This window comes from Nocardia mexicana NBRC 108244 (genome assembly GCF_001613165.1).
GTDB lineage: Bacteria > Actinomycetota > Actinomycetes > Mycobacteriales > Mycobacteriaceae > Nocardia > Nocardia mexicana.
This window is the reverse complement of record NZ_BDBV01000079.1, coordinates 57,539-82,856: the sequence shown is the minus strand read 5'-3', so window position 1 is coordinate 82,856 and position 25,318 is coordinate 57,539. Positions and strand designations below refer to the sequence as shown.

26 protein-coding genes are annotated in these 25,318 nt (G+C 67.5%); 15 read left to right on the top strand and 11 right to left on the bottom strand.

All coding sequences use genetic code 11. The annotated features are described in order from the left end of the window. Window positions 1-133: 133 nt before the first annotated feature. The 4 genes from NM1_RS29535 (at window position 134) to NM1_RS29520 (ending at window position 4,176) form a co-directional block, all read left to right on the top strand. Window positions 134-1,156 carry an alpha/beta hydrolase gene (locus tag NM1_RS29535; protein WP_169814341.1) on the top strand — a complete coding sequence of 341 codons (1,023 nt, stop codon included), beginning with the start codon at window positions 134-136 and terminating at the stop codon, window positions 1,154-1,156. Beyond that, window positions 1,153-1,674 (top strand): SRPBCC family protein, encoded by a 522-nt coding sequence (locus NM1_RS29530; RefSeq protein WP_068027147.1) that lies wholly within the window; start codon window positions 1,153-1,155, stop codon window positions 1,672-1,674. The genes NM1_RS29535 and NM1_RS29530 overlap by 4 nt, the downstream gene beginning before the upstream one ends. Further along, window positions 1,671-2,408, top strand: a complete 738-nt coding sequence (locus NM1_RS29525) for an MBL fold metallo-hydrolase (protein WP_068027144.1) — start codon at window positions 1,671-1,673, stop codon at window positions 2,406-2,408. The genes NM1_RS29530 and NM1_RS29525 overlap by 4 nt, the downstream gene beginning before the upstream one ends. A gap of 88 nt (window positions 2,409-2,496) precedes the next feature. After that, window positions 2,497-4,176: an alkaline phosphatase D family protein gene (locus tag NM1_RS29520; protein ID WP_068027140.1), complete on the top strand. Its 1,680-nt coding sequence runs from the start codon at window positions 2,497-2,499 to the stop codon at window positions 4,174-4,176. Window positions 4,177-4,244: 68 nt separating this feature from the next. Here NM1_RS29520 and NM1_RS29515 read toward each other — a convergent pair whose 3' ends face one another. Next, window positions 4,245-4,475, bottom strand: a complete 231-nt coding sequence (locus NM1_RS29515; protein WP_068027137.1) for an anti-sigma factor family protein — start codon at window positions 4,473-4,475, stop codon at window positions 4,245-4,247. 287 nt (window positions 4,476-4,762) lie between these two features. Here NM1_RS29515 and NM1_RS29510 point away from each other — a divergent pair, with 287 nt between their 5' ends. The 5 genes from NM1_RS29510 (at window position 4,763) to NM1_RS29490 (ending at window position 9,537) form a co-directional block, all read left to right on the top strand. Beyond that, window positions 4,763-5,809: a methyltransferase gene (locus NM1_RS29510; RefSeq protein WP_084520160.1), complete on the top strand. Its 1,047-nt coding sequence runs from the start codon at window positions 4,763-4,765 to the stop codon at window positions 5,807-5,809. A 135-nt stretch (window positions 5,810-5,944) separates the two neighbouring features. Continuing rightward, complete coding sequence (locus NM1_RS29505; protein WP_068027134.1) at window positions 5,945-6,640, top strand: RNA polymerase sigma factor; 696 nt, start codon at window positions 5,945-5,947, stop codon at window positions 6,638-6,640. A 140-nt stretch (window positions 6,641-6,780) separates the two neighbouring features. Then, window positions 6,781-7,584 (top strand): SDR family oxidoreductase, encoded by an 804-nt coding sequence (locus NM1_RS29500; protein WP_068027130.1) that lies wholly within the window; start codon window positions 6,781-6,783, stop codon window positions 7,582-7,584. 53 nt (window positions 7,585-7,637) lie between these two features. Beyond that, complete coding sequence (locus NM1_RS29495; protein WP_068027128.1) at window positions 7,638-8,525, top strand: MmyB family transcriptional regulator; 888 nt, start codon at window positions 7,638-7,640, stop codon at window positions 8,523-8,525. Between the two features lie 223 nt (window positions 8,526-8,748). After that, window positions 8,749-9,537, top strand: coding sequence for a CPBP family intramembrane glutamic endopeptidase (locus tag NM1_RS29490; RefSeq protein ID WP_068027125.1), 789 nt, complete (start codon window positions 8,749-8,751; stop codon window positions 9,535-9,537). On the opposite strand, the gene NM1_RS29485 is transcribed toward NM1_RS29490, so the two are convergent. Then, the gene (locus tag NM1_RS29485; protein ID WP_068027211.1) at window positions 9,512-10,135 is read right to left on the bottom strand and encodes a TetR/AcrR family transcriptional regulator; all 624 of its coding nucleotides are present in this window, start codon (window positions 10,133-10,135) and stop codon (window positions 9,512-9,514) included. The two genes, NM1_RS29490 and NM1_RS29485, sit on opposite strands and share 26 nt — an antisense overlap. A gap of 79 nt (window positions 10,136-10,214) precedes the next feature. On the opposite strand from NM1_RS29485, the gene NM1_RS29480 reads away from it, so the two are divergent. Together NM1_RS29480 and NM1_RS29475 are read left to right on the top strand one after the other, a co-directional pair. Further along, entirely contained in the window at window positions 10,215-10,457 is a 243-nt protein-coding gene (locus NM1_RS29480) for a hypothetical protein (RefSeq protein WP_068027124.1), read from the top strand. Then, complete coding sequence (locus NM1_RS29475; RefSeq protein ID WP_068027123.1) at window positions 10,450-11,400, top strand: alpha/beta hydrolase; 951 nt, start codon at window positions 10,450-10,452, stop codon at window positions 11,398-11,400. The genes NM1_RS29480 and NM1_RS29475 overlap by 8 nt, the downstream gene beginning before the upstream one ends. Window positions 11,401-11,583: 183 nt before the next feature. Here NM1_RS29475 and NM1_RS29470 read toward each other — a convergent pair whose 3' ends face one another. Next, window positions 11,584-13,002 (bottom strand): DUF1254 domain-containing protein, encoded by a 1,419-nt coding sequence (locus tag NM1_RS29470; protein WP_255286236.1) that lies wholly within the window; start codon window positions 13,000-13,002, stop codon window positions 11,584-11,586. A gap of 184 nt (window positions 13,003-13,186) precedes the next feature. On the opposite strand from NM1_RS29470, the gene NM1_RS29465 reads away from it, so the two are divergent. Then, window positions 13,187-13,846, top strand: coding sequence for a GAP family protein (locus tag NM1_RS29465; protein WP_068027121.1), 660 nt, complete (start codon window positions 13,187-13,189; stop codon window positions 13,844-13,846). Between the two features lie 106 nt (window positions 13,847-13,952). Here NM1_RS29465 and NM1_RS29460 read toward each other — a convergent pair whose 3' ends face one another. Both NM1_RS29460 and NM1_RS29455 read right to left on the bottom strand, forming a co-directional pair. Next, window positions 13,953-14,861 (bottom strand): esterase/lipase family protein, encoded by a 909-nt coding sequence (locus NM1_RS29460; protein WP_246011697.1) that lies wholly within the window; start codon window positions 14,859-14,861, stop codon window positions 13,953-13,955. A 238-nt stretch (window positions 14,862-15,099) separates the two neighbouring features. Beyond that, entirely contained in the window at window positions 15,100-15,753 is a 654-nt protein-coding gene (locus tag NM1_RS29455; protein ID WP_084520158.1) for a TetR/AcrR family transcriptional regulator, read from the bottom strand. A gap of 105 nt (window positions 15,754-15,858) precedes the next feature. Here NM1_RS29455 and NM1_RS29450 point away from each other — a divergent pair, with 105 nt between their 5' ends. Continuing rightward, window positions 15,859-17,124, top strand: a complete 1,266-nt coding sequence (locus NM1_RS29450; protein ID WP_068027204.1) for an FAD-dependent oxidoreductase — start codon at window positions 15,859-15,861, stop codon at window positions 17,122-17,124. 24 nt (window positions 17,125-17,148) lie between these two features. Here the strand turns inward: NM1_RS29450 and NM1_RS29445 are convergent, their stop codons facing one another. From NM1_RS29445 to NM1_RS29435, 3 genes are all read right to left on the bottom strand, one after another. Beyond that, window positions 17,149-18,501 carry a DoxX family protein gene (locus tag NM1_RS29445; protein WP_068027201.1) on the bottom strand — a complete coding sequence of 451 codons (1,353 nt, stop codon included), beginning with the start codon at window positions 18,499-18,501 and terminating at the stop codon, window positions 17,149-17,151. 90 nt (window positions 18,502-18,591) lie between these two features. Next, window positions 18,592-19,674 carry a sensor histidine kinase gene (locus tag NM1_RS29440; RefSeq protein WP_068027199.1) on the bottom strand — a complete coding sequence of 361 codons (1,083 nt, stop codon included), beginning with the start codon at window positions 19,672-19,674 and terminating at the stop codon, window positions 18,592-18,594. A 29-nt stretch (window positions 19,675-19,703) separates the two neighbouring features. Next, window positions 19,704-20,381 (bottom strand): response regulator transcription factor, encoded by a 678-nt coding sequence (locus NM1_RS29435; protein WP_068027115.1) that lies wholly within the window; start codon window positions 20,379-20,381, stop codon window positions 19,704-19,706. A gap of 85 nt (window positions 20,382-20,466) precedes the next feature. Here NM1_RS29435 and NM1_RS29430 point away from each other — a divergent pair, with 85 nt between their 5' ends. Then, window positions 20,467-21,483, top strand: coding sequence for a glycoside hydrolase family 183 protein (locus NM1_RS29430; protein ID WP_068027111.1), 1,017 nt, complete (start codon window positions 20,467-20,469; stop codon window positions 21,481-21,483). An 80-nt stretch (window positions 21,484-21,563) separates the two neighbouring features. On the opposite strand, the gene NM1_RS29425 is transcribed toward NM1_RS29430, so the two are convergent. Together NM1_RS29425 and NM1_RS29420 are read right to left on the bottom strand one after the other, a co-directional pair. Beyond that, window positions 21,564-22,118 carry a DUF6790 family protein gene (locus NM1_RS29425; RefSeq protein ID WP_068027108.1) on the bottom strand — a complete coding sequence of 185 codons (555 nt, stop codon included), beginning with the start codon at window positions 22,116-22,118 and terminating at the stop codon, window positions 21,564-21,566. A 57-nt stretch (window positions 22,119-22,175) separates the two neighbouring features. After that, window positions 22,176-22,598: a MarR family winged helix-turn-helix transcriptional regulator gene (locus NM1_RS29420; RefSeq protein WP_068027105.1), complete on the bottom strand. Its 423-nt coding sequence runs from the start codon at window positions 22,596-22,598 to the stop codon at window positions 22,176-22,178. A gap of 153 nt (window positions 22,599-22,751) precedes the next feature. On the opposite strand from NM1_RS29420, the gene NM1_RS29415 reads away from it, so the two are divergent. After that, window positions 22,752-23,819 (top strand): fatty acid desaturase family protein, encoded by a 1,068-nt coding sequence (locus NM1_RS29415; RefSeq protein ID WP_068027102.1) that lies wholly within the window; start codon window positions 22,752-22,754, stop codon window positions 23,817-23,819. Here the strand turns inward: NM1_RS29415 and NM1_RS29410 are convergent. Next, entirely contained in the window at window positions 23,798-25,243 is a 1,446-nt protein-coding gene (locus NM1_RS29410) for an MFS transporter (RefSeq protein ID WP_068027099.1), read from the bottom strand. The genes NM1_RS29415 and NM1_RS29410 overlap by 22 nt on opposite strands. Window positions 25,244-25,318: the final 75 nt, after the last annotated feature.

The window sequence follows — 25,318 nt, the reverse complement described above, 5'->3', positions numbered from 1 at the left end:
GAACAGCTGCGACGAGGTAGCGAAGCCTCTTCGCAGGCGGATCGAGCCTAGCACCCGGGTGTCACCGTGCCGTCGCGCGACGAGGCGGCACTCATGGTTGTTGTTCTTACGGCATTGTCATATTGTAATTCTCGTGAATTCGGTTGTCCTCTCTGGCCGCACGGTGACGGATGGCCTGGTCGTCGAATGGTTCGGGCCCGCGAGCCGCCGGACGCGGCTGATCAACGCCCTGCTCCGGCCCGTCGCCCGCTCGATCATCGAGGTCTCGTCGGTTGTCGCGAGGCCCTGGAATATGCGACTGGCCGCGGTGACGGACCTGCCGGGCGCCCTATTGCGCCTGCCTCCCGACATCACGGTTCGCCCGGTGCATCTGCCCGATCTCGATCTGGAATGGGTGTGGCGGTCGGAGGCGAATCCGGAGACAGCGGATCGGGCGGTGCTGTATTTCCATGGCGGCGCGTTCGCCGCCGGTGGGCTGCGAACATTCCGCGGGATGGCGGCGCGACTGTCGGGTGCGGTCGATACGCCGGTGTGCATGGTCGGCTTCCGCATGCTGCCCACGCCGCTGCCGGCTATCGTCGACGACGGCGTGCGGGCCTACCGGTATCTGCTGTCACGTGGATTCTCGCCGGACCGCATCGTGTGCGCGGGTGACTCCAGCGGGGGCGGTCTGGCGTTCGCGGTACTGCTGGCGGCGCGGGTGGCGGACCTGCCGCTGCCCGGCGGGGTCATCGCGGTGTCGCCGTGGGCCGACTTCGACTGCGCGGCGAAATTCGAATCGCCGAATCGGCGCAGCGAGGTGTTCCTGTCGGCCACCGCCATGCGGCGGCTGGTGCGGCGCTTCATCGTCGACGCCGGCCGCGGCCTGCGCGCCGCTTCCCCGGTCGACGGCGAGCTGCGTGGATTTCCGCCGGTCCTCATCCAGGCGAGCACCAGCGAATTGCTGCGCTGCGACGCCGAACTGATGGCACGGCGGCTGGCCGACGCCGGAGCCGTCTGCCGCCTGCAACTGTGGGATCGGCAGCCACACAGTTTTCCCGTCTACGGCGTCCTGCCGGAGTCGGCTCCCGCCCTCGCCGAAATGGCCCGCTTCGTCCGAGAACTGCCCGCCGGTCGAGCGGCGCCGAAAACCGATGAACTACAGGAGAATTCATGAAAACCGAGGTTGGGAAACCGTTGCGGTTCGCACTCGAGCCGATCCCGGCCGAGTGGACCGGCGACTATCTGGCCACCGCACCCATCAGCGTCACCGTGCACGCGGAACTGCCGGCCCCGCCCGCGGTCGTCTTCGCCGCGCTCGTCGACGAATCGTGCTTCTCCTGGCTACCGGGGGTCGCCGGATTCCGGTACGACACCGCGCATCGTGGGATCGGCGCGACCCGGGTGTTGCTGAACCCGCTGCTGACCGTGCGCGAGGAGTTCACCGCCTACGTGGAGGACGAGCGGCTCGACTACACCTTCACCGGAATGTCGGTACCGGTGTTCCAATCATCGGTCGAATCCTATGAGCTGCAGCCGATTTCACAAGGCTCCACGCTGCTGACCGTGCGTGTCGGCGCGGTGCCGCGAGTCCCGGCCCCGCGCTGGATCGCCAGGCCGCTGCAGCGGTCGTTCACCGCCGGCGCCGTGCGCGGACTCGCCCGTGTCGTCGCGCCCGCGGACTCACCGTCGTGAGCCTGGTCGTCGAGCGGATGCCGGAGCTGTCGGTTACCCGGGTGTCGCGATGGTTCTTCAACTGCTATCTCGTCACCGGCGACGACCACACGATCATCGCGGTGGATCCGGGGCTGCCGAATATCGCCGATGATCTGGAATCGGTGACGGCGGGCATGCCCGGCAGCGTGCGGATCGCGGCCGCTACGCACGGGCACGGCGATCACGTGGGTGGTGCGGCCGCGCTGGCACGCCGGTACAGCGCGCGAATTCACCTGCCCGCGGTGACGCTGACCTATCTCGGCGGTACCCGGCCGCGCACGCCCTCGCCGGCACAGATGGCGCGGGCCTGGCGGCTGCCGGTCGGGCAGCCGTTCGATCGCAAGGGCGCGATCGGCGCGGTGCGGGCCACCATGTCGGCGGGATTCGGGGGTCCGCGCGGCATGCTGTGGTCCGGACCCGATCCGGGAAAGGGACTCGAGGAGGGGATGTCGCTGCCCGGCGCGCCGGAATGGACCGTGCTGCACGCCCCGGGACACACCGACGACAGCATCGTGTTCTGGAACGAGCGCACCGGCGCGCTGCTGTCCGGCGACGCAGTCGTGTCGATAGCAGGACGTCCCCGGTTCGCGCCGGATACCGTCGACCGCACCGCGGCGAACCGAACCCGGCACCGGCTGTCGAAACTGCCGGTGCGACATCTCCTTCCGGGACACGGCGTGCCGATTCACGCGGAATCGGTCTGGGCGTTGTAGTTCGCACCGCCGCAGGTGCGCCACCTGGCGCCCGCCGAATCACCCGCTCCGAGCGACGATGTCGCGTACAGCCGACGAAAGTGCCTGCATGTCCTCCGAATCCGAACACTCCGTAGACGACCGCGGACCACAGGCGACGCTGGGGCGGCGAGCCGTGCTCCGGGGCGGAATCGCCGCGGGTGTCGCGTCCACCGCACTCATCGCCCGCCCGGCCCGCGCCGGTAGCGAGGTCTTCCGGCACGGCGTGGCCTCCGGAGATCCGCTCCCGTCCGCGGTGATCATCTGGACACGGATCACTCCCGACCCGCGAGCCACACCGGGGTCCGGCATCGGCGAACCGGTCACCGTCGACTGGGAGATCAGTCCCGACGAGAACTTCACCGACGTGCATTCCTCCGGAACCGTCACCACGACAACAGATTCCGATCACACCGTCAAGATCGACGCCGACGGCCTGCGACCGCGCCGCGACTACTTCTACCGCTTCGCCGCACTGGGGCGGACGTCACCGGTCGGGCGAACCCGCACCGCTCCCGCCGCCGACTCCGAGACGGATCGGCTGCGGCTGGGGGTCGTGTCGTGCGCGAATTGGGAAGCCGGATTCTTCGGCGCGTACCGGCATCTCGCCGTGCGTGGCGATCTCGACGCGGTCGTGCACCTCGGGGACTACCTCTACGAGTACCCGCGCGGCTTCTACGGCGGCCGTGCCGGTTCCGTGCGCGGGCACGAACCCGCGCACGAAATCGTCTCGCTGGCCGACTATCGCACCAGGCACGGCCAATACAAGACCGACCCGGACCTCGCGGCCCTGCACATCCGGTACCCGTTCATCTGCATCTGGGACGATCACGAGACCGCCGACAACTCCTGGTCGGGCGGCCCGGGCACCCGGATTCCGTTTCTTCCCGGCGACTGGGCGGCGCGGCGCGCGGCCGCCCTGCGCGCCTATCTGGAGTGGATGCCGGTGCGCGCCAACGGTATCGGCCCGCAGGCCAAACTCTACCGGCGGCTGCGGTTCGGCACCCTGGCCGAGTTGTCGATGCTCGACCTGCGCAGCTACCGCAGCGAACAGGCGACACCGGTTGTCGGGTGGCGGGCGGTCGAAGACCCCGCCCGGACGATCACCGGCCACGAACAAATGCGGTGGCTGACCGCCGGCATCGCCTCCGCACCGACACGGTGGAAGCTCGTGGGCAATCCGGTGATGATCGCGCCGCTGGTACTGCCGCCGCTGTCGCCCGAGGCGGCCGCGGCCCTGCACGAAAGCCTGGGCATGCCGCAGTCCGGGGTCCCCGCGCTGGTCGATCAGTGGGACGGCTACGCGGCCGACCGGCGCCGGCTCTTCGACACCATCATCGGCAGGTCGATCACCGACGTCCTCTTCCTCACCGGCGACATTCACAGTTCCTGGGCCGCAGAGCTTCCCGCCGAACTCGCCACTTATCCGCACGGCCCGCGCGCGGGGGTCGAATTCGTCGTTCCCTCGGTCACCGCCAAGGGCGTCGGCGACGCATTCCCCGCTCCGCCCCGCACCGCGTCGCTGCCCCTGGAATCCGCGATGAGATCCGCCAATCCGCACCTGCGTTACGTCGAACTCGATTCCCACGGCTACGGGGTCCTGCACCTGGACGCCGACCACGCCCAGATGGACTGGTTCTACGTCACCGACGTCACCGACCCGAATGCCGACGCCCACCACGCGGCGTCGTTCGCGGTGCGTTCGGGAGAGGCCGGTCTGGAACCCGCCCGCAGCCGACTTTCGGAGTGATGCGGCCGGTCCTGGCCCAGCCGCGCGCGATGGCGGTCTGCTCGCCGGGGTCGGTGATCTTCCTGCGATCAGTGTGGCCAGTTTCGGAACGCCGTCAGCAGATTCGACCGTACGTTCGCGGGCAGATTCCCCGGCGGGGGTAGCTCGCCCACCAGTGCGATGGTTCGGCGGAACTGCTCGATATAGGTTTCGCACCCGTCACATTCGGCGAGGTGAGCGACGAAACGTTGCTCGGTGGCCGGATCCAGCGAACCGTCGAGAAATGCCGTGACCAGTTCGACCAATTCATCACAGTTCATCGCTTCACCTCCTCGGTCGCACCGAAATACTCCTCCAGTTTTGCACGTCGCCCCGCAACTCCGGCCGGTCGCGACCGAGTCGGGGCCGGATGACATCGGCGTGGTCGCGGTGAAGGGCCCCAACGGCTTCCAGTGAATCGCACGGCGAATGACGCCGGTGTGTCGATGCGGGCGCGGGACGCGGCCCCCGCGGCATCGGGGGTCCGCGCCATACACGGCCGATGTAACGGTGAATCGGTGATCGACCACAGAGCTGAGTCGAAACCGATACCACTGGAAGGAAACCGATGGAGAGCATGTCCGAGAACGAGGCGGGCGGCCGTGCCGCACTGGAACAACCGCCGGTGGGAGCGGCGATGATACAGCTGCTCGGTGGTTTCCAGATCTCCCAGGCACTGTATGTGGTGGCCGCGCTCGATATCGCCACTCGACTCGACGACGGGCCCCGCACCATCGACGAACTCGCCGCCGCCTGCGGTGCACAGCCCGAACTGGTGCGCCGGCTCGTGCGGAGCCTGGCGCCGCTCGGGGTCTTCCATGATCTGGGCGAGGATACGGTGGAGACGACGCCGCTCGGCGCCACCTTGTCCGCCGAACGCCCGGACTCGGTCCGCGATATCGCCCTGTACTGGATGGAGACGCACTACCTCCCGTTCGGCGAGCTGCTGCACACCGTCCGGACCGGAGAAACGGCCGCCCAGCGATATCTGGGTCAGCACTTCTTCGACTGGATCGTCGCCACCCCCGGGATGGCCGAACTGCAGAATCGTGCGATGGCCGCGATCACCAGCGGGCTGCGCGATCGGATGTTCGACGGCTACCGCCTTCCCGCTGGAGACGTCGTTGCCGATATCGGTGGGGCCGACGGCACCATCCTGGCTCGCCTGCTGGAATCCGAACCCACCCGACGGGGCATCCTGTTCGATCTGCCCGAAGTGGTCCCGGGTGCACGGCAGAAGATGGCGGAGGCCGGGCTGACCGACCGGATCGCTGTCGTCTCCGGGGATTTCTTCGAATCCGTGCCGCGTGCCGATGTGTACGTGCTGGCCGCCGTGCTGCACGACTGGGACGACGAAGCCTGCGTACGTATCCTGCGCTCCATCAGGAATGCCGCGACGGCCGGTGCCCGGCTCGTGGTGATCGAGGGTGTCGTGCCCGCCGGCGACGAACCGCACGCCACCAAACTGATCGATTTGATAATGCTGGCCGTCAACGGGGGCAAGGAGCGCAGCGCCACCGAATTCGCGGAGCTGCTCACGTCCGCCGGGTTCACTCTGGATCGGATTGTCCCGACACCGGATCAGTACTCGTTCCTCGAGGCACATCTGCCGTGACGACCGCGCCGCTCGCGCGTCGTCACGGTTTCGTCACCGGTTCCAGCACACCTTCTCCGCCGAATCGGCCCTACGGTCGATAACGCACCTGCCGTCACAGCGGGCACCCAGCCGAGATGAGGGCGAGGAGAGTTCGTGAGTACCGACGCCGCGTTCCCGGCCGACGACGTGCTGGTCGACCGGTTACGCGGCGGTGACGAGGCCGCGTTCGCTCTGATCTTGGATGCCTGGTCGGGGTCCATGATGCGGCTCGCGCAATCGTTCGTCTCGACACCCGCTTCCGCCGAGGAGGTCGTCCAGGACACCTGGATCGCTGTAATTCGCGGCTTAGCCGGCTTCGAAGGTCGTTCCGCGCTCAAGACCTGGGTGTTCCGCATCCTGGTGAACACCGCGAAAAGGCGTGGGATGAAGGAGAATCGGACCGTGCCATTCGGCAGCCTGCTGTCCGAGGACAGTGGCCCGCTGGTCGATCGCACACGTTTCCAGCCCGACGGCTACCCTCACCCCGGGCACTGGCGCGTCGGCGAAGAGCCGCAACGCCGGTCCGGCCCCGAGGACGAGGCCGAGCGTGTCGAGATGCGCGAGGTGATCGTGGCGGCGATGGCCGAACTCTCCGACCGCAGCCAGATCGTGCTGACGTTGCGCGACGCGGAGGGCTATACCTCTGCCGAGGTCTGCGCCCTGCTCGGCATCACCGCGGGAAATCAGCGCGTCATCCTGCATCGCGCTCGCTCCGCCGTCCGGGCCCGGCTGGAGAACTACTGTTCGCCGGGCCGGTCGAGGGACGCCGAATGGGCAACCCACACCGCGAAGGCTCCCATCCGTAGGTGATCCGCCGGGACCACGGAAGGGTGGTTCGCTCCGTACCGGTATCGCCGGGGTCTCCCTGCTGGCCGCAAGGCCTGCTTAACCTGTGGTCGGTTCCCGGCTGAACGCGGGGAAAGCAATGGGCCGGAGAAGGGACTGAGCCAATGGCGGACGACCAATTCACCACTCACACAGAACTTTTCGACCTGAGTGGGAGGTACGCCCTTGTCACTGGGGGCACCAGGGGCATTGGGATGATGATTGCGCGTGGCCTTCTCCAGGCGGGCGCCCGCGTCGTCATCAGCTCACGCACGGCGGACGCGTGCGCGCAGGCACAGCAACTGCTGTCCGAATTCGGCGACGTTCGAGCAATCCCCGCCGACCTGTCCAGGCACGACGAGTGTCGGCGCCTCGCCGATCTTGTCAACGTCGACTCGGAACGCCTGGACATCCTCGTCAACAACGCGGGAGCGATGTGGCGTGAGCCGCTGGAGACGTTCCCGGACGAGGCCTGGGACACAGTGCTCGGCCTCAACCTCGAGGCGCCGTTCTGGCTGGTGCAGGCGCTGCTCCCCGCACTTCGCAGGGCGGGCACCGCTGATGATCCCGCGCGGATCATCAACATCGGCAGTATCGCCGCCATCCACGTCGCCGAGTCGCCCAACTACTCGTACGCCGCCAGCAAAGCGGCACTCCATCAACTCACCAGAGTGCTTGCCAGAGAGCTGGGCCCACAGCACGTCACGGTGAACGCGGTGGCACCGGGACCGTTCCCGTCGCAGATGATGGCGTCCACGCTCGATGCCGTCGGCGACACGATCGCGGCGAAGGCCCCGCTGCGCCGACTCGGCCGCGACGACGACATGGCGGGTATCGCCGTGTTTCTCGCCAGCCGGGCCGGGTCCTACCTCACGGGCTCCATCATCCCGGTGGACGGCGGCATCGCGACGACCGCATCGGGTACCTAGCCGGGTACCCGCATTGCCTCCCTCGGACTGCGGAACGGACCTACGGTGAGGTGATGGCCTCGATGGATCTACGCACCGATATCCGGGAGTTTCTCAGCTCGCGTCGCGCCCGCATCGCACCCGAGCAGGCGGGCCTGCCCGCTTACGGCGGCAATCGTCGGGTCAAAGGTCTGCGTCGCGAGGAGGTAGCGCTGCTGGCGGGGATATCGGTCGACTACTACGTGCGCATGGAGCGCGGCAGCCTCGCCGGTGCCTCCGAGGGCGTGCTCGACGCGTTGGCCGCCGCCCTACAGCTCGACGAGGCCGAGCGCGACCACCTGTTCCATCTCGCGCGTCGATCCGGAGCGCCCAGCGGTGCACGCCGGCCCGCCGTGCCGGTGCGCTCGACATTGCAGCAGGTGCTCGATGCCATCTCCGATGCACCGGCCTGGATCTGTAACGGACGCTATGACGTACTCGCCGTGAATCACCTTGCCCGCGCGCTGTTTTCACCGGTGCTGACCGACCCGCGACGGCCCGCGAACACAGCGCGATTCGTCTATCTGACCCCCGAGGCGGCCAGAGATTTCTTTGTCGACTACGACCGAATCGCCGATGACACGGCCGCGAAGCTACGCATGGAAGCCGGCCGCAATCCACACGACGAGGAGCTGATCGCCCTGGTCGGCGAACTGTCGACGCGCAGTGAGCTGTTCCGGCAGCGGTGGGCATCCCGGGACGTGCGGCTGCACCGGTCCGGACGCAAGCGGCTGCACCATCCGATCGTGGGCCGGCTCGACCTGGACGTCGAGTCCCTGACGCTGCCCGCCGAACCCGGCCTGCACCTCACCGTCTACACCGCAGCCGCAGGCACGCCGACCGCCGACAACCTGGCGCTCCTGGCGTCGTGGGCGGCCACCCGACAGCCGTCGGCAACCGAACTCGAAGCACACAACGAATAGCTCACCCCGACAGCGAGTCCCGACGATTCGCACTTGACCTTGACCCGAGGTCAACGTGCACGCTCCCTCGTATGACTGCTTCAGGGATTCCCGTGGTGTACTCGAATGGTTCCTACTCCCCCAGAAGGCGTGGCGGCAGGTTGTTTCCGACCAAGGGAGTACAGCCGGGCGCCGACAGCATCGCCATCCGTCACGCGACCGCCGTCTAGGTCGGGGAACTGTCATGGGTGCCGTTGAAGACACTCGACCCGACGGGGTGGTCGACCGGCTGCTCGCCGACCACCACTCGCTGCCGCTGTCCGTCGGGCTACATCTCGTCCCCGGCCTCCTGATCGTCGCCGCCTACCTGCTCATCGGCGAACCGATCGCCGATGCCATCGGCTATCCGGCGTTCTTGGGCTGGGCGATCGCGCTGTGCCTGATCCTCTTCCCGGTCCTGTGCGGGCTGCTGTGGCTGGGCCGCCGGCGCAACGGCCGCTACTCGCTGCGCGGCATATTGCACTACATCGACAAGCCGGTCGGCCGGGGGCAGCTGGTGGCGATGGTGATCCCGCTGATCGTGTGGATGTTCGTGCTGGGGACCGTGACAGCACCGCTGAACGACTTCTTCAAGGACTTCTTCACCTGGCTGCCGTATGCGAACACCGGCGGCAGCGGCAACAACACCTATCTCGACGGATACCCGGACTCGGTCGTGCTCACCACCATGCTGATCTGCCTGCCGCTCACCGGAATCTCGCTACCGCTCATCGAGGAGCTGTACTTCCGCGGTTTCCTGCTCCCCCGCATCGCCCATCTTCGCGGGTGGGCGCCGGTGATCAGCACGGTCCTGTTCGCGCTGTACCACTTCTGGTCACCGTGGGTGCTGGTGTCGCGGGTGATCTTCACGTTCCCCGGATTCTGGCTTGCCTGGCGGCACAAGGACATTCGCCTGTCCATCGGGATGCACGTCGGAGTGACCTCCACCGTGGCGACGGTCAGCACCATCACCCTCGCACTGAATCTCCTCTGAGGGGAGTCCAGAGTTCGGCCGTATGTCTGCGGAGCGTGTAGTGCGCGGATTCGGGGGTCTGCCGGCCCATCAGGACCTGCAGCGTCAGGCCGTCCGCGAGCGCGGACAGATCCTCGGCCGCCTGGTCGGGCACGATATCGCGCCGGATCTGCCCGCCCTCCTGGCCCAGCCGCACGAGGAGGGCGAGTAGTTCGGCCAGCCCGCGGTAGTGGTCGCGCTGGGCCGCCGCGACCACCGGGTCGACCGCCGCCTGCGCGCTGAACGCAATCCAGACGCGCGCCTCGACGAGTTCCGCATCATCGACGGCGAGCATCGCCGACAGCGTCAACTCCAGCATCGTGACGACCGACTCCGGCTCGGCCGAGGCCGCGATCCGAGCCTGTGTGCGCTCGGTGATCCGCTGATTCACACGCTCCTGCGCGAAGATCAGCATCTGCTGGCGGGTGCGGAAGCACCGCTGCACGGCGCCCATCGAAACGCCCGCCTCCGCGGCCACCTCCCGCAGCGTCGCCGCCTCGATTCCGCGCCGGCCGATCAGGCTGCACACCGCGTCCGCGATCAGGCGCCTGCGGCTCTCGTGATCCACGTATCGGGGCATCCGCTCAGCATACCGATGCAGTTGCATCGGAAAGATGCTAGCGTTTCGATGCAGTTGCATCGGAACGAGAGGAAGAGTCATGTCGGCATGGATCGCCGCGGCCCGGACGCAGTCCGGGTGGCTGCTGCTCGGGTTCATACTGTTCGTGCAGGGATTCGGGTCGGCGGTGACGGAAGCCCTGTGGGACAGCAGCTTCGGGGTGGCGGCGATTCTGCGAGCGTCCGGACTTCCCGGGTGGTCGGATTACGTGATCGGCGCGCTCGGGGCGGCGGCGCTCGCGGTCGGTCTGCAGCGGGCTCGGCGCGGGGTGACGCATGCGTGAGCTGTCGCGTCGAGGGCTGCTGGGTGCCGGTGCGCTGGGTGCCGGAGCCCTGGTCGCCGGGTGCGCGAACGGGGACCGGGCGAGCGGCGGGGGTGATCGGCCGACCTTCGTGATCGTGCACGGCGCCAACGGGAACGGCGCCTCGTATGCCGGACTGGTGGCCGCCCTGACGCTTGCCGGTCACCGGGCGCTGGCGGTCGATCTGCCGGGCCACGGGGCCGCCGCGCACTTCCCCCTGTCTTATCAAGCGCCACAAGATCTCTCGGCACTGGCGGCCGAACCCTCACCCCTGGCTCGGCTGCGCCTGGCCGATAACGTCGCGCATGTGGTGGATGTGGTGCGCCGCGCCGCCGGGCAGGGCCCGGTCATCCTGGTCGGCCACAGCATGGGCGGGGCGACGATCACACGGGTCGCAAACGAAATCCCCGATCTCATCGCGCGACTGGTGTATCTGACCGCGTTCTGCTGCGTCCGGCTGCGCAGCGTGCTGGAGTGCTACACCACACCGGAGGCGGCCACGGCGCTGGCGACCGCCATCCCGAGCCTCGGCGACCCGCAGCAGACCGGCGTGACCCGAACCAATTGGCGCTCAGCCGATCCCGAATTCCTCGCCGCCGCGAAGGCCGCGCTCGCCGACGACTACGACGACGCGGCCTTCCGGACGGCACTCAATGCCATGGAACCGGACGAGGCGTGGGCGGTAACCGTCGACGATTCCCGAGGCGACCCGGCCACCTGGGGCCGCATCCCGCGCAGCTACATCCGCTGCACCCGCGACCGCACCCTCCCGCCCGCACTGCAGGACCGCATGATCGCGGAAGCGGACGCGGCAACCCCCGGCAACAGCTTCGACATTCATTCGATCGCCGCACCACACCTCGGCCCGCAGGACCCCCGGGCGATCGCGGACATTCTCAAACCTCTCGCCGATCGACTCCCCTGAATCGCGGCAACCGGCGCAGCCCTCCTCGCCCCCCGGACTCTAGCCGTTCGATAAGGATGGGACCGGATGCGCAACAGCACGAGTCACACGACCCGCTGATATGACGACCACTCGCGGACCTATCGAGCATCTTCTGCAGGGAGTAGCGGGTGTCCACGTTCAACCCCACGATTGCTGTGTGTGTCAGCCGATCTCGTCCAGCTCGCCGGGTTGCCAGGTCTTGTCGAACCAGACTTGCAGGGGGCCGTAGAGGCGCAGGATGGGGAACCAACTCTTGCCCGGCACGGTCTGGATCCAGTTGGCCTGCTTGCCGCGCGGTGGCGTGGGGCCGAACCACAGCATGATCGAACCGTCCGGCTCGGCGGCGACGGTGCCGGTCAGGCTCATCAGGCTCGGATACGGGTTGTCGGTTCGCAGCAGTGACCGGGTCTGGGTGTCGTAGATGTCGACCGACCAGAAGTTCTTCGCGGGCGGGTTCGTCGGCAGGGTGAGCCGATAGTGCTTGCCGCCGTCGAGGATTCGGCCCTCGGCGTCCTGGGCGGTGTAGGCGTAAGCGGAGCCCGCCCCGATCTGGGCGTGGGCCATCGCGGGGGTGATGACGGTGGCGAAGTAGTGGAACCGGGTGCGGGCGTCGAGCAGCCGGGCGCCCTCGTGCAGGAACTCGTAGCTGCCGCCGACGAATGCCTCCTTCCACGAGCCGGCGTCGAAGACGAAGGCGTCACGCTCGCGCGGGAAGTAAACCAGGGCGCGGCTGATCCCGGCCGCGGCCTCGGCGGCGGAGTCGAGGATGGCGCGCAGGCGGTCGTCGGGAGCGAACCGATGGCCGTGCCGGATTCCGATCGCGGCGAGCTGCCCGGTGCGTTCGGGGTCGAGGGATCCCGGTGGCTCCTCCTGGATCAGCTCATCGATCTCGGTGAAGAAGCTGAAGTCGTTGGCGTGCACCGTGTTGAAGGCCCGGTCGGCGACATCGACGAAGTTCATCGCCGGCGGATCGGCGGCGTCGGCGAGCCGGTACACCCTGGTCTTCCGCAACGCTTCCACGCCGCCGAGTGCCCGGAAGACGACCCAGTTGGTGAAGGTGGGGGTGCGATAGGTGTGGAAACCCTGTGGTTCGGGACCGCCGTATCCGGGTGGCAGGAACAGGTACTTCCCACCGCGGCCCCGGTCGGGTCCGGCGATCCCCATGTCCGCGACGTAGCGGAACCAGAAGTCGTCGACCACGCACAGCGATTCGGCGGGAGGTTCGATGACCACCGGCCCGTCGCGCAGGTCCAGGAACATGGTGCCGTAGGTGGTCTCGGTATTGGGGGTCAGGAAGAAACTGCCGGAGTTGGCCCGCGGATCGGTGATCGCGATCGTCGCCGGCCCGTCGACACCGATACCGCGCAGACCGCGACGCATCGCCACCAGCGACGCCCCCGGGACGGCGTTGAGGAACACCTCGACCCCACGCAGAAAGTCCAGGCCGTCGTACAACGACGACAGCGACGCGGGCAGGGGAACACCGTCGAAGAAATCGAAAGTGCCCAACGGCGTACGCACCTGATCGGCCACGCTGATCGCGGCCAGCGCCTGTGCGAGTGGGATGGCGGAGTCGTTCACGGCCGATGCCTCCTCGACGAGTCCGGGCCCGGCACCGCACCGGTGCCCTTCCCCAACCTGCTTGTGCCCGGACTTCGAGGCTTCACCCACGACGGGTGAACCTCACGACCGTCGACTCGACAAGGGCCCCGCCTCACCCGCAACGGGTGGTGTGCCGAGGGTTAGCTGTCCATACTCTCCCGGTATGGGTTCAGTCATCGGTGAGCTGCTGCCCCTGGCGATCGGCCTGGCCATCTCACCCATCCCGATCGTGGCGATCATCCTCATGCTGCTGTCCCGCGACGCCGCCGGGACAAGCACCGGGTTCGCGGTGGGATGGATAGCCGGAATCCTCTGCGTCACAACGGTATTGGTGCTGCTATCGGGATCCGCGGACACCGCGGACAGTGGCGAACCGTCGGCGGCGGTGTCATGGATCAAGATCGCGGTCGGCGTGGCGCTGATCGCCCTGGCGGCCAAGCAGTGGCACGATCGCGCCGACACCGCGGAGCCCGGCTGGATGCGCGCACTCGACGGCTTCACCTTCCCCAAAGCGGTCGGCCTGGGCGCCCTGCTGTCCGCGGTGAACCCCAAGAACCTGCTGCTGTGCGTCTCGGCCGGGGCAGCCATCGGCACGGGCGGCCTGCCCGGCTCGCAGGAAACCATCGCTCTGGCCGTGTTCACCGTGCTCGCCGCTTCGACGGTCGTGATTCCGGTGGTCGGATACCGGATCGCCGGGGAGCGGCTGCACGGTGAACTGGACACGCTGAAGAACTGGCTACAGACCAACAACCACATGGTCATGGCAATCGTGCTGTTGATCATGGGGACCGTGGTGGCGGGCAAGGGAATCGGCGGGCTGTGAGATCCAGGCCATGCACAGCTTTATCGCCCTTGGTCACCGGTCGAGACGTCGGCGGTGATCGCCGACCCGCGATCACCGCCGTCAGGACGGACTTCTCCGACCCGACCTAGGCGTTTCCCCCACGGTCCAGCGCGTTGAACGCGGTCTCCAAGGGTGCCCATCCATTGGTCGTGTCGTGTGGTTTGCCCTCGCTCGCGTTCCAGTAGCGCAGGTTGTAATCGCCGTCCCCGGGGGCGAGCTTGCGCATATTGGTGTGGGAGAGGTCGTGCTTGTCGTCGGACAGGTAACGGTATTTGTGCTGGGCCGGCCGGTCCTTGTCGATGCCGGAATCGCCGTTCGCCGTCTCGTCCTCATCGGATCCGACGACACTCCAGTCGACACCCTGCGCCCAGCCCTGGTCGAGCCTGTTCTCGGGCGCTTGGAGCACCTCCAGGAATTTCGAGCCCGGCACCATCGAGTCCCACTGTTCGCTCTGGTACTTGGATTTGTCGACGATCCCCTGGTGGGGAGTGGAGAGCGTGACGACATCGCCGACCTGCAGCTTCGCCGCCGGAAAGCCCTCCCAGCCCTTGGCCGAGCCCAGCAACGCCACTCGCGTCACGAGCCCACCCATGGAGTGCGCGACGATGTCGACCGACCGGCCCGTGCTCGTGTTGGTGTTGTGGATCTGGTGGGCGAATGCCGCGGCCACATCTTTGATCCGCGTGTTGGTATCGGCGTCGCCGAGGTCGACCTCGCAGTTGCTGTCACCCGCGTAATACCCGACGGTGTGAATCGACGACTTGTCGATTCCCTTGGACCCGAAGTAGTCGATCGCATTGCCCCACAACGATGCACAATCCGAATCACCGGAGTCGTTGTAACCGTGGACCAAAAAGACGGGATCACCCCCGTTCGCGGCGGGAGCAGCACTCGCTGTCGGCGCCACTGCCGCAGCCAATGCTCCCAAGGTGACGGTAGCCACAAGAGTGGCCGCTGCACGAATTCGCCTCGTGCTCACGCATTCTCCTCTCATCAGCGTTTTCTCATACGCTGGTCTTCTCAAATCTCCGGGATCGTATACCCACGGGGCCGATTCACGAATCCCACGGCTTCCCAGCACCGCCGATACCGCACAATCCGAGCCCGTCACGAAATCGAGCCTGCATCCCATTCCGAGCGTTGGTTGTCGTGGATCTGCGATCCGCAATATCGGCCGGAATATCCAGTGGATATGTCCGGACTTACCTTGCGGAATAGCGGCGGTGCGACCGTCATCGAGCCGACCCTGAAGTGGGGGCTACCGGTGGCGAGGGATCGGTCAGCAACCGCTGCAGGATCGGGCCCAGCCATGCCACCAGCGTGTCGTGATCGGCCGAGGCCAGTGGCTCCTGCCGGATCGAATACCTGGCCGTCGCGATCCCGAGCAGTTGGGCGCACACCAGATCACACCGCAGCGCAGCGTCCGGCCGGTCCACGGCCGCGACGAGCTGCGCGGTGAATTCCTGGTCGATGTATTCCCGCAGCATGTCAGCGGAGGCGTCGGAGTTGCCGGTGGAACGAGCCATGATGAGCAACGGCTCCATACGCTCGGCGGCGTCCCATACTTCCAGGAACCGGCGGACCAGCCGCGCGCCGAGCCCGTCGAGCCCCGCGGTGAGTAGGTTCGACATCGGCTCACGCGGGCCGTCCGGGAGGTTCATCGTCGCGGCGAAGAGCTGATCTTTGCGGCCGAAGAAGTAATGGATCATCGAAGGATCGACCTCGGCCGCGGCGGCGATGGATCGGACCGTCGTGCCCTGGTAGCCGTGGGCGGCAAAGCTCGCCCGTGCGGCCTCCAGGATCTTGCGCTTGCTCTCCTGCCCTGTCCGCCACCGCCCCTGGCGATTCGGCCCGGCCTCGGGCCCGGGCTGATCCATGCTGCTCATCGCGGCCCAGCTTAGTACGCGCACGTGGTTCTCCAACGTCTGTTGAAGTATTGGCGGCCACGCTGCTACCGTTTTCTTCAACAGATGTTGAAGAAAGGTGACACCATGTCAGCGCCGGACAGCCGATCCACCACCGCGTGCGTCGTCGGAGGCGGCCCCGCCGGCGCCATGCTGGCGCTGCTGCTGGCCCGCGCCGGAGTCGAGGTGACATTGCTCGAGAAGCACGGCGACTTCCTCCGCGACTTCCGGGGCGACACCGTCCACCCGGCGACACTCGATGTGCTGGACCAGTTGGGGCTCGCCGAGAAGCTGCACGCGCTACCGCATCGCAAGGTCGGCTCGATGGGCATGATCCACAGCGGCGAGTACCGAAGGATGGCCGATTTCCGGCAATTGAAGGTCAAGTTCCCGTACATCATGATGATCGCGCAGTGGGACTTTCTCGATTTCATCACCGCGGAAGCGTCCCGGTACCCGAACTTTCGGCTCCTCATGGGCTCGTCGTTGCACGACGTCGTGCGCGAAAACGGCCGGGTGTGTGGCGTCCGATATCGAAATGGCAACGGCGAGCACGAGATCCGCGCCCGGCTCGTCGTCGCCGCGGACGGGCGCGGATCAGCTTCTCGCGCCGCGGCGGGCCTGCGCCCCCGGCCTATGGGCTCATCCATGGATGTGCTGCTGTTCCGCATTACCCGGCGCGAATCCGATCCGGCGGAGGGAATCACGCTCCGAATCGACGGTAGCGACATCCTCGGGCTGATCGACCGCGGCTCGTACTGGCAGGCGTTCGTCGAAATTCCGAAGGGTGCGGGAATACCGGCCCTGCGGGCGGCCGGTATCGACGCGTTCCGGGAGAAGGTCGCGCGTCTTGCTCCATTCCTGGCCGACCGAGTCGGCGAGATCGAGTCCATCGACGCGCTCAACTTCCTCGATGTGCGAGTCGACCGACTCCGGCGCTGGCACCGGCCCGGCGTGCTGGTCATCGGCGATGCCGCGCACTGCATGTCGCCGGTGGGCGGGGTCGGCGTGAACCTCGCCGTGCAGGACGCGGTGGCCACAGCCAACAGACTCGTCGAACCACTGCTGAGCAGTCAGCACGGCGGCACACCGGTACCCGATCGAGCGCTCGCCGCCGTCCAGCGGCGCAGGACGGCGCCGACCGCGGTCATCCAACTGCTGCAACGTGCCGCACTTCGCGCCGAAACCAGCGGATCGACACCCCCGAGAACGGGGCTGACAGGCAACGGGTCGAGCCTCGGCATCAGCCTCGTCGCGAAGCTCATGGGACGTCTGATCGCCTACGGATTCCGCCCGGAACGCGTGCGCAGTACACGAATCCTCGCCCCGGCCAATCAAAGTGAAGGGAACTGACGTGGCCGGGGCCCGGCGGGGTCCCTAGCGGAAGTGCGGGTAGTCCTGCACCCAGTGGAATCCGCGGCTGCGCAAGGGGAAGCTGTCGGGGTCCACGCGTTCCAGGGTGATCGTTACCGCGCGGTCGCGCAGGGTGCCGTGCAACGACAGGCGGTCCGGGGCGGGGCGGTCGGTGGACAACTTCGCGAACGGTGGATCGCCTCCGGCTCCACGGCCGTTCGCGTTCGTCGTGGTGAGTTCCACCTGTCCGCCGGGGTGGAAGACGGCACGCGCACGCACGAGTTCGCCGTTCATGCGCTGGTAGTTCGCTTCCTCTGGATCATCGAAAACTATTCTCTGCCAACGGTTCTCGTCGGTCGTCAGCGGTGGTACGGGCTGCCCGTCGAGGGTGAAATCCCGGACGTCCCAGATGCCGTACAGCTCGGACTTGGGACTGGCGGCGCCGTACTGGTCCTGCCAGACCACCCAGCGGTCGTATCCGTCACCCAGCGCGACCCAGAGGCAGAGCGCGATCTGAAGCCAGAGCGCGACACGGTTCTTCCGATCGTCGGCGAACAGCGCGGGTGGTGTCAGCGGCTCGCACGCGCGCTGCCGCACGAACACATCGGCCAGTCGCCGCAGGTACGGGGCGAGCAGGACCAGGCTGATCAGTAGCAGGTGCGCGGCGAGCAGCTTCTCCGGGATGTCGAACGTCATGTTCATCAGCAGGATCTCGGCGGTGCCCGCCAGGCTCACCGCGGCGCCCAGCACCGCGGTGCGCGGTATGAACAGCAGCAGCCCGGCCACGACTTCCACTGCACCGAGGGCCATTTCGTACGGATACGAGCTGCCGACCTGCAGCCACAGCACCGAGGCCGGGCTCAGATCGCCGTACGGCTGCAACAGCTGCGCCAGCGTGGGGCCCGGCATCTGGGTGGGGATCAGCTTGGCGAACCCGAACGACAGCATCTGCCCGCCCAGGCACACCCGCAGGAACAGCGTGAACCAAGCCAGCAGCCGGGGATGGGAGGCTCGATGGTCGACCAACGTCCACACCGCGGTGGCCACGACGGCCACGACCAGAATCACGAACGCCAGCACCCACATGGCCGTCTGGTCTCCGGCGCCGGAATCCTCGTGCAGCACAGCGTCGATTCCGAAGAACGTTCTGCCCGCCCACCCGGTGACGGGGTCGGTCACGGTGAAGAACCACGGCCCGCTGTACCCGCGCACCCAGCGTCCGAGCAGGCCCAGCAGCGCGAACGGAATGTAGACGACGAGCAGGCAGAACAGGCCGAAGTAGACCGTGCAGAAGCGGAATGCGATTCGCGTCGCCGGATGCCAGTTATCCTGCGCGACAGGAGTTTCGGCCACCGGTGCCGAACGATCGGAATTCATGCCCACAGTCAAGACACCGTGGCGTTGCCGACGTGTATGCGGTTTTCGATACGCCGCCGATACATGCGATTTCGTACCTTGGCATCGTGATCAGTGACCGCTGATCGTCCGATTCGCAGCGACGGGCAGTTGCACGGTGACCCGCAGCCCCCCGGTGGGTCGCGCGGCGAGAGTGAGCGTTCCGCCGTGCGCGTGGGTGATGCTGCTGACGATCGCCAGGCCGAGACCGACACCCGCGTGGTCGCTGTGCACGCGTTCGGTGCCACGCTGGAATGGCTCGGCAAGCGTGGAAACCACAGCGGGAGTGAGCTTCTCGCCGGTGTTCTCGACGGTGAGCACCACGGTGCCGGGATGAACGCCGGTCGTGACCCATGCGGCTCCGTGTTCGGGCAGGTTGTGGACGATCGCGTTGTGCACGAGGTTCGTCACCACTTGCAGCAGGAGGGCGTGTGAGCCGACGGCGGCCGCGATCTCACCGGAGGTCTCGAGGAGGACGCCCTGTTTCTCCGCGAGGGGAAGCAGTGTTTCGGTGGCTTCCTCCGCTATCAGGGACAGGTCGACGCGTTCCCGGCCGAAGGACCGTCCGTCGACGCGGCTCAGCAGGAGCAGTGCTTCGGTGAGGTTGATCGCCCGGGCGTTGACGGCGGAGAGGAGGGCGATGAGTTTTTCCGTGTCCCGGTTCGGGTCTTTGCCGGCCACGTCGAGGAGTGTCTGCGTGATCGCGAGGGGGGTGCGCAGCTCGTGCGAGGCGTTGGCCGCGAACCTCCGCTGTTCGGCGCTGTGCGCTTCGAGCTGGGCGAGCATGGTGTCGAAGGCGTCGGCGAGTTCGCGGAACTCGTCCCGGTGCCCCGGCAGCCGGATCCGGTGGGAGAGAGAGCCTTCCGCGGCCGAGCGGGTGGCGGCGGTGATGCTCGCCAGCGGCGCGAGCATCCAACCGGCCAGGAACCATCCTCCGGTGAGCCCGACCACCAGCAGAAGTATCAGCACGATGACCATGAACGGAACGAATCCGCGCAGCAGCGCGCTCTTGTCGATCCAGAGGCTGCCGGTCGTGCTGATCGCGTCGGCGGGGATGAATTGCAGGTAGAAAACGCATACGGCGACGAACAGCGCCATTCCGACGATCATGATGAACCCGGCGTAACTGAGGGTGAGCTTGAGGCGAACGCTCAATCCCGGGGGTCTGCTCGGGGTCTCCATCGTCAGCCCCGATGCTCCGGGCCGGTATCGATGCGGTAGCCGACACCGGCCACCGTAGCGATGAGCCAGGGTTCGCCGAGGCGCTTGCGCAGGGCCGAGACCGTGATGCGTACGGCGTTGGTGAACGGATCGGCGTTCTCGTCCCACGCCCGTTCCAGCAACTCTTCGGCGCTGACCACGCCTCCTTCGGCGTCGACGAGCACCTCGAGTACGGCGAACTGCTTGCGGGTCAGCGCGACGTAGCGGCCGTTGCGGAAGACCTCACGGCGGAACGGGTCCAGGCGCAGGCCCGCGATCTCGCGCACCGGCGGCCGGTTGTGGCCTCGTCTGCGGTCGAGTGCCCGGAGCCGGAGCACCAGCTCCCGCAGCGCGAAGGGTTTGGTGAGGTAGTCGTCGGCGCCGAGCTCGAACCCGGTGGCCTTGTCGTCGAGCCGGTCGGCGGCGGTCAGCATCAGGATCGGCATCCCGCTGCCGGAAGCGACGATGCGCTCGGCGACCTCGTCACCGGAGAGCTTGGGGATATCACGGTCGAGGACCGCGATGTCATAGCTGTTCACGCTCAGCAACTCCAGAGCGACTTCACCGTCCCCCGCGATATCCGCCGCAATCGCCTCCAGGCGCAACCCATCGCGGATGGCATGGGCCAGGTAGAGCTCGTCCTCGACGATCAATACGCGCACGCTCTCGATGCTACGAACCCGTACATATCGTCGGCATACCGAAACGAGACTGCGGCAGTGGGCGCGATGTGGGAATAGTGGAGGGATGGCCGATACCACCAAGATCACCGATCTCACCGGACCCGGCCGCACGGATGCGTTCGGCATCGGCGGAACCGACCTCGGTGTCGTCGCCGCCGCACCGGACGGTCGGCTGGTCGCCGTCTTCGGCGACAGTTTCGACCGGGCCACGGTGGGCGGGCCCGGTTGGCGTTCGCCGATCGCCCTGTTCGCCGATCCGGACACCGTGGCCGGCGGGCTGCGCTGGACGGGGTCCGGCGGCGACGCGAACGACTACGCCTGCCAGCTGATCGAGTACCCCAGGTCGGGGCTGCTGCGCCGGGCGCGATGCTCGACGATGCTGCCGACCGACCTGATCACGCTGGGCGACACGATGTATCTGCACGTCATGGCCTGCCAGGGGCTGGGCAACGTGCTCTGGACCGAGATTCTCGCCTCGACCGACAACGGAGTGACCTGGTCGAGCACCGGGGCCCGGTGGCCGGGCGACGCCTGCGGCGGCCTGTTCCAGATGCTGACCTGGGAGGTCGCCGACGACGGGTACGTCTACGCGTACACGACCGGATTCCGGCGCGACGCCGGTCTGCTGCTGCACCGCGTCCCGGCGCGCTCGCTGACCGATCCGGCGGCCTGGGAGCCGTGGGGATTCGCCGACGAGCGCTGGGCCTGGGGCAATCCGCCGACACTGACCCTGCCGGGCGCGTTCGGCGAATTGTGCCTGCGCCGGGTGCCCGGTCCGGACGGGCGGCGGCACTGGCTGCTGGTGTTCTTCGACGCCGGTCACTATCGAATCGACGCACTCCTGCTCGACGCCCCCAATGCCGATCTGTACCGCGCACCCCGGACAACCGTGCTCGAGGGCACGGCCTGGGAGGCCGAGCACCACGCCACCGGCCGAGTCGCCCAGCTCTACGGCGGCTACGTCATCCCGGGCTCCACCCTGTCCGAGCTGCATCTCGTCGTGAGCCAGTGGAACACCGCCACGAACTGGCCGTACCACGCCATGCAGTTCCGCGCCGACGTCTCCGGACTGCTGCACTAGGTTCGGCTGATCGAGCGCGCGATCAACGGCGTCGACCTGCTCGACTACGCGGGGGTGCCGGACTGCCGGACCTCGGCCGATCACGCGACCGCCGCAGGCGACACCGAGGCGTGGATACCGGGGTTGCGCTGCTCGGTGGCGGACAGTCGCTGCTCACGCCGGGCCAGGATGATCATGACGGCCGGAAAGAGCAGGTCGCAGACCAGGACTCCGCCGGTGTTACCGGGAGCGTGGTCGCCGTGGGCGAACCATTGGTAGACGTGGCCGATCAGCGCGCCCCACAGGAACATTCCGGCGCCGAGGCCGATGGTGATGCGCTCGCGAGCGGTGGCCGAGGCCGAGGCGGCGCGGAAACCCAGCACGGCGAGCCCCAGATTGGCGAAGGCGATCTCGAACTGGAAGGGGGACGGGGTGAAGCCGATGGCGGTGGCCATGACGTCCGGGGCCGTGAGGAACGCGATCGTCATCCACAGGCTGCCGCAGCCGAGCGCGGCGACGGCCCACCACCGCTGCCACGTGTGCAGTGCGGCTCGGCGGGAGGGGCTGTGCCGAGTGCGGATCAGGGCGCCGACTACCGCGATCACTATCCAGATCAGTGGGAAGGCGGATTGGGCGAGGTAGGGCATTCCGTTCATACCAATGAGTCTTGCATGGTTAATATTAACCAGTCAAGACTCATGAGAGTGCAGCAACTACCTGGGCGACTCGAGGAGCTTGGCCAGCTGGGCGGTGTCGCGCAGGTAGCGTTCGTACGGGAATCCCGCCTCGACCAGGGCGTTGCGCAGCTCGTCGTAGAGCGGCTTGCCGCTGGAACGGAAAGCGCCCCGGCCCGCTTCGGTGGTGCTGACCAGCCGTCGCCGTCCGTGCTCGGGATCGGGGTCGACCCGTACGAATCCGGCCGCTTCGAGTGGGCGCAGGGCCCGGCTGATCGCCGGATCCGATACCGACAGCGCCTGCGCCAGCTGATGCTGAGTCACCGGCTGGATATCCTCCAACATCCCCAGCAGCCGCATCTGGCTGTAGCTCAGCTCGCCGGAGTCGTCCACGCGCCGCCGCGTGGCCTCTCCGAGCAGGAACACCACGCGGTGCAGCAAATCGCCGAGTCCATCATCCACGGCGCGAGACTACCAGCGTCTTGACTGGTTAATATTAGCCGCGCAACACTTACGCCCGGCGGCCAGGCGAACCTTCTATCACACCACGGCCCTATTCCATGTCATACCAAGGGATTACATTCAACGAGAAAACGGCCGTTAGCTTCGGGTTCTATGACGACATCGGCCTTGGTCCCAGAGTCAGTTTCACGATCGTCGCGGCGGGGCGCCGAGGGTGATTACGCCCGGCTGCTGCGCCGGATCTCCGCGGCGGGGCTGATGGAGCGGCGTCCCACCTACTACGCGATCCGGCTCGGGCTTGTCGGATCGGCGTTCGTGGGCGGATGGGTGGCGTTCTTCCTCGTCGGAGACTCGTGGTGGACGCTGTTGGTGGCGGCGGTCATGGCCGTGACGTTTGCCCAGGTCGCGCTGGTCATGCACGATGTCGCGCATCGGCAGGTCTTCCGGCTGCGGCGGCCGACGGAGATCGTGGGCCGGGTCGTCGGCAACGCCGGGATCGGCCTGGCGTACGGGTGGTGGCAGGACAAGCACACCCGGCATCACGCCAATCCGAACCACGAGGAGCTCGATCCCGATGTGGCGCCCGACATTCTGGTCTGGTCGCAGCGCCAGGCGCGGGCCAGCCGCGGCCTGCCTCGGCTCATCGGGAAGGCGCAGGCGTTTCTGTTCTTCCCCATGTTGCTGCTGGAGGGCCTGAACCTGCATGGGTCGGGCGTCCGCGCGCTCGCGAAGCGATCCGTCAAGCACCGCGCGCTGGAGGGCGGGCTGCTCTTCGGCCACTTCGCCGCCTATCTCGTGGCCCTGTTCGCAATCCTGCCCGCCGACAAGGCTTTTGCGTTCCTCGCCGTCCACCAGGCGCTGTTCGGCCTGTACATGGGCTGCATCTTCGCACCGAACCACAAGGGCATGCCGACCCTGACCGGCGACGATCGCCCGGACTATCTCCGCCGACAGGTGCTGACCTCACGCAACGTGCGGGGCGGAGCGCTGACCGATATCGCCCTCGGCGGACTCAACTACCAGATCGAACACCACCTGTTCCCGAGCATGCCGACGCCGAATCTCCGTGCCGCCCAGGTGATCGTCCGCGACTACTGCGCCGAGATCGGCGTTCCGTACCACGAGACGGGACTGATCGCCTCCTACCGCGAGGCGCTGCGGCACCTGCACCACGTCGGCGCGCCCCTCCGCACCGCCGATCACAGCCCGGACCCCGCGTGAGGAACCACCTCGGTTGTCCGGAGGCGGCCCGATGTCGTCGCGAGTAGGGCTGCGGCGGCGGCCAGGATCATGAAAACGACTTCCGCCACATAGGATTTGGTGAAGCCGGCGAGGGTGGGAACCCCGCCGTGGCGGTTGCTCGCGATGAGCGTCGAGACGACCTGGGTTCCGACCGCGCCGCCGATCATTCGGATCACCTGGTTCATCCCGGTCGTCTCGCCCACCTGTCCGCCGGGCGCGGCGTGCACCACCACCGTGGCCAGCGCCGAGGTGGCGATCCCGAGGCCGAATCCGAAGACGGCCAGGCTGATCATCATGTCGAGGGGATGGTGGTAGCGAACGGCCATGTACCCGCTGCCGACGGCACAGATCACGCATCCGGCGACGAGCGCCGCGAGGAAGCCGAGCCCGCGGGCGATGCGCCCGGCGAGCGACCCCGCGACGGCGATCGCGACCGAATACGGAAGCATGTACAGGCCGCAGACGAGTGTCGTTGCGCCGTAACCGAATCCGGTGCTCGTCGGCAGCTGCGCGAAGATCGGGTACACGGCGGTCGACGAGAACATCGCCGCCCCCAGCAGGAACGCGGTGATGTTGGTCGTCCACAGCGCGCGGACCCGCATCAGGGATACGTTGATCAGCGGGCGGGTGCTGATCGACTCGGCCACCGCCCACAGCGCGCAGACCGCGGCGCCGCCGAGCAGCAGGCCCAGTGTCGGCCCGGACGTCCAGCCCCAGGACGAGCCCTCACTGAGGGCGATCAGGAGGGCCGCGATGCCGATCGTCAGCAGGGCCGCGTTCACCCAGTTCACCCGCCCGCCGGGACGCACGGGCGATTCGGCGATGAACACCCGCGTGCCGACGATCGCAATCACGGTGAGCGCGAGGGGAATCCAGAACAGCCACTGCCAGCCGGGCCCCGCCGCGACGAGACCGGGCAGGATCACGCCGACGCCGGCGCCGACCCCGATCATCGCGGATACGGCGCCGATCGCGTGACCCACGCGTTCGTGCGGGAGCTCGTCGCGAATGATCGCGAACGCGAGCGGCAGGAGTCCCCCGGCCATGCCCTGCAGTACGCGCCCGGCGACCACGACGGGTAGGACGCCACCGACGGCCGAGATCAATGTTCCCGCGGCCATCAGCGCCAGGGAGACGAGCAGCATCCGCCGCTTGCCGAACATGTCGCCCAGCCGCCCGAGTACCGCGGTGCCGACCGCCGCGGCCAAGAGGTAGGCGGTCAGCAGCCACGTCACGTCGCCGACCGAGGTGTGCAGTTCGTGTTGGAGCAGGGTGAGCGCCGGGGTGACGACGGTCGCGAGGATGCCGTAGACCAGGACGCCGAGCATAAGCGCCGCGACCATCCAACCGGTGCGCACCCTGCGCTCGGATACCGATACCGAGGCATCATCCAAGGCATACATTTGTTGTCCTCCAAAGGAATTGGCGACGTCTGTTCGATGCCCACCGTAAGGTGACCTTCCTGCCGCACAGCTGCC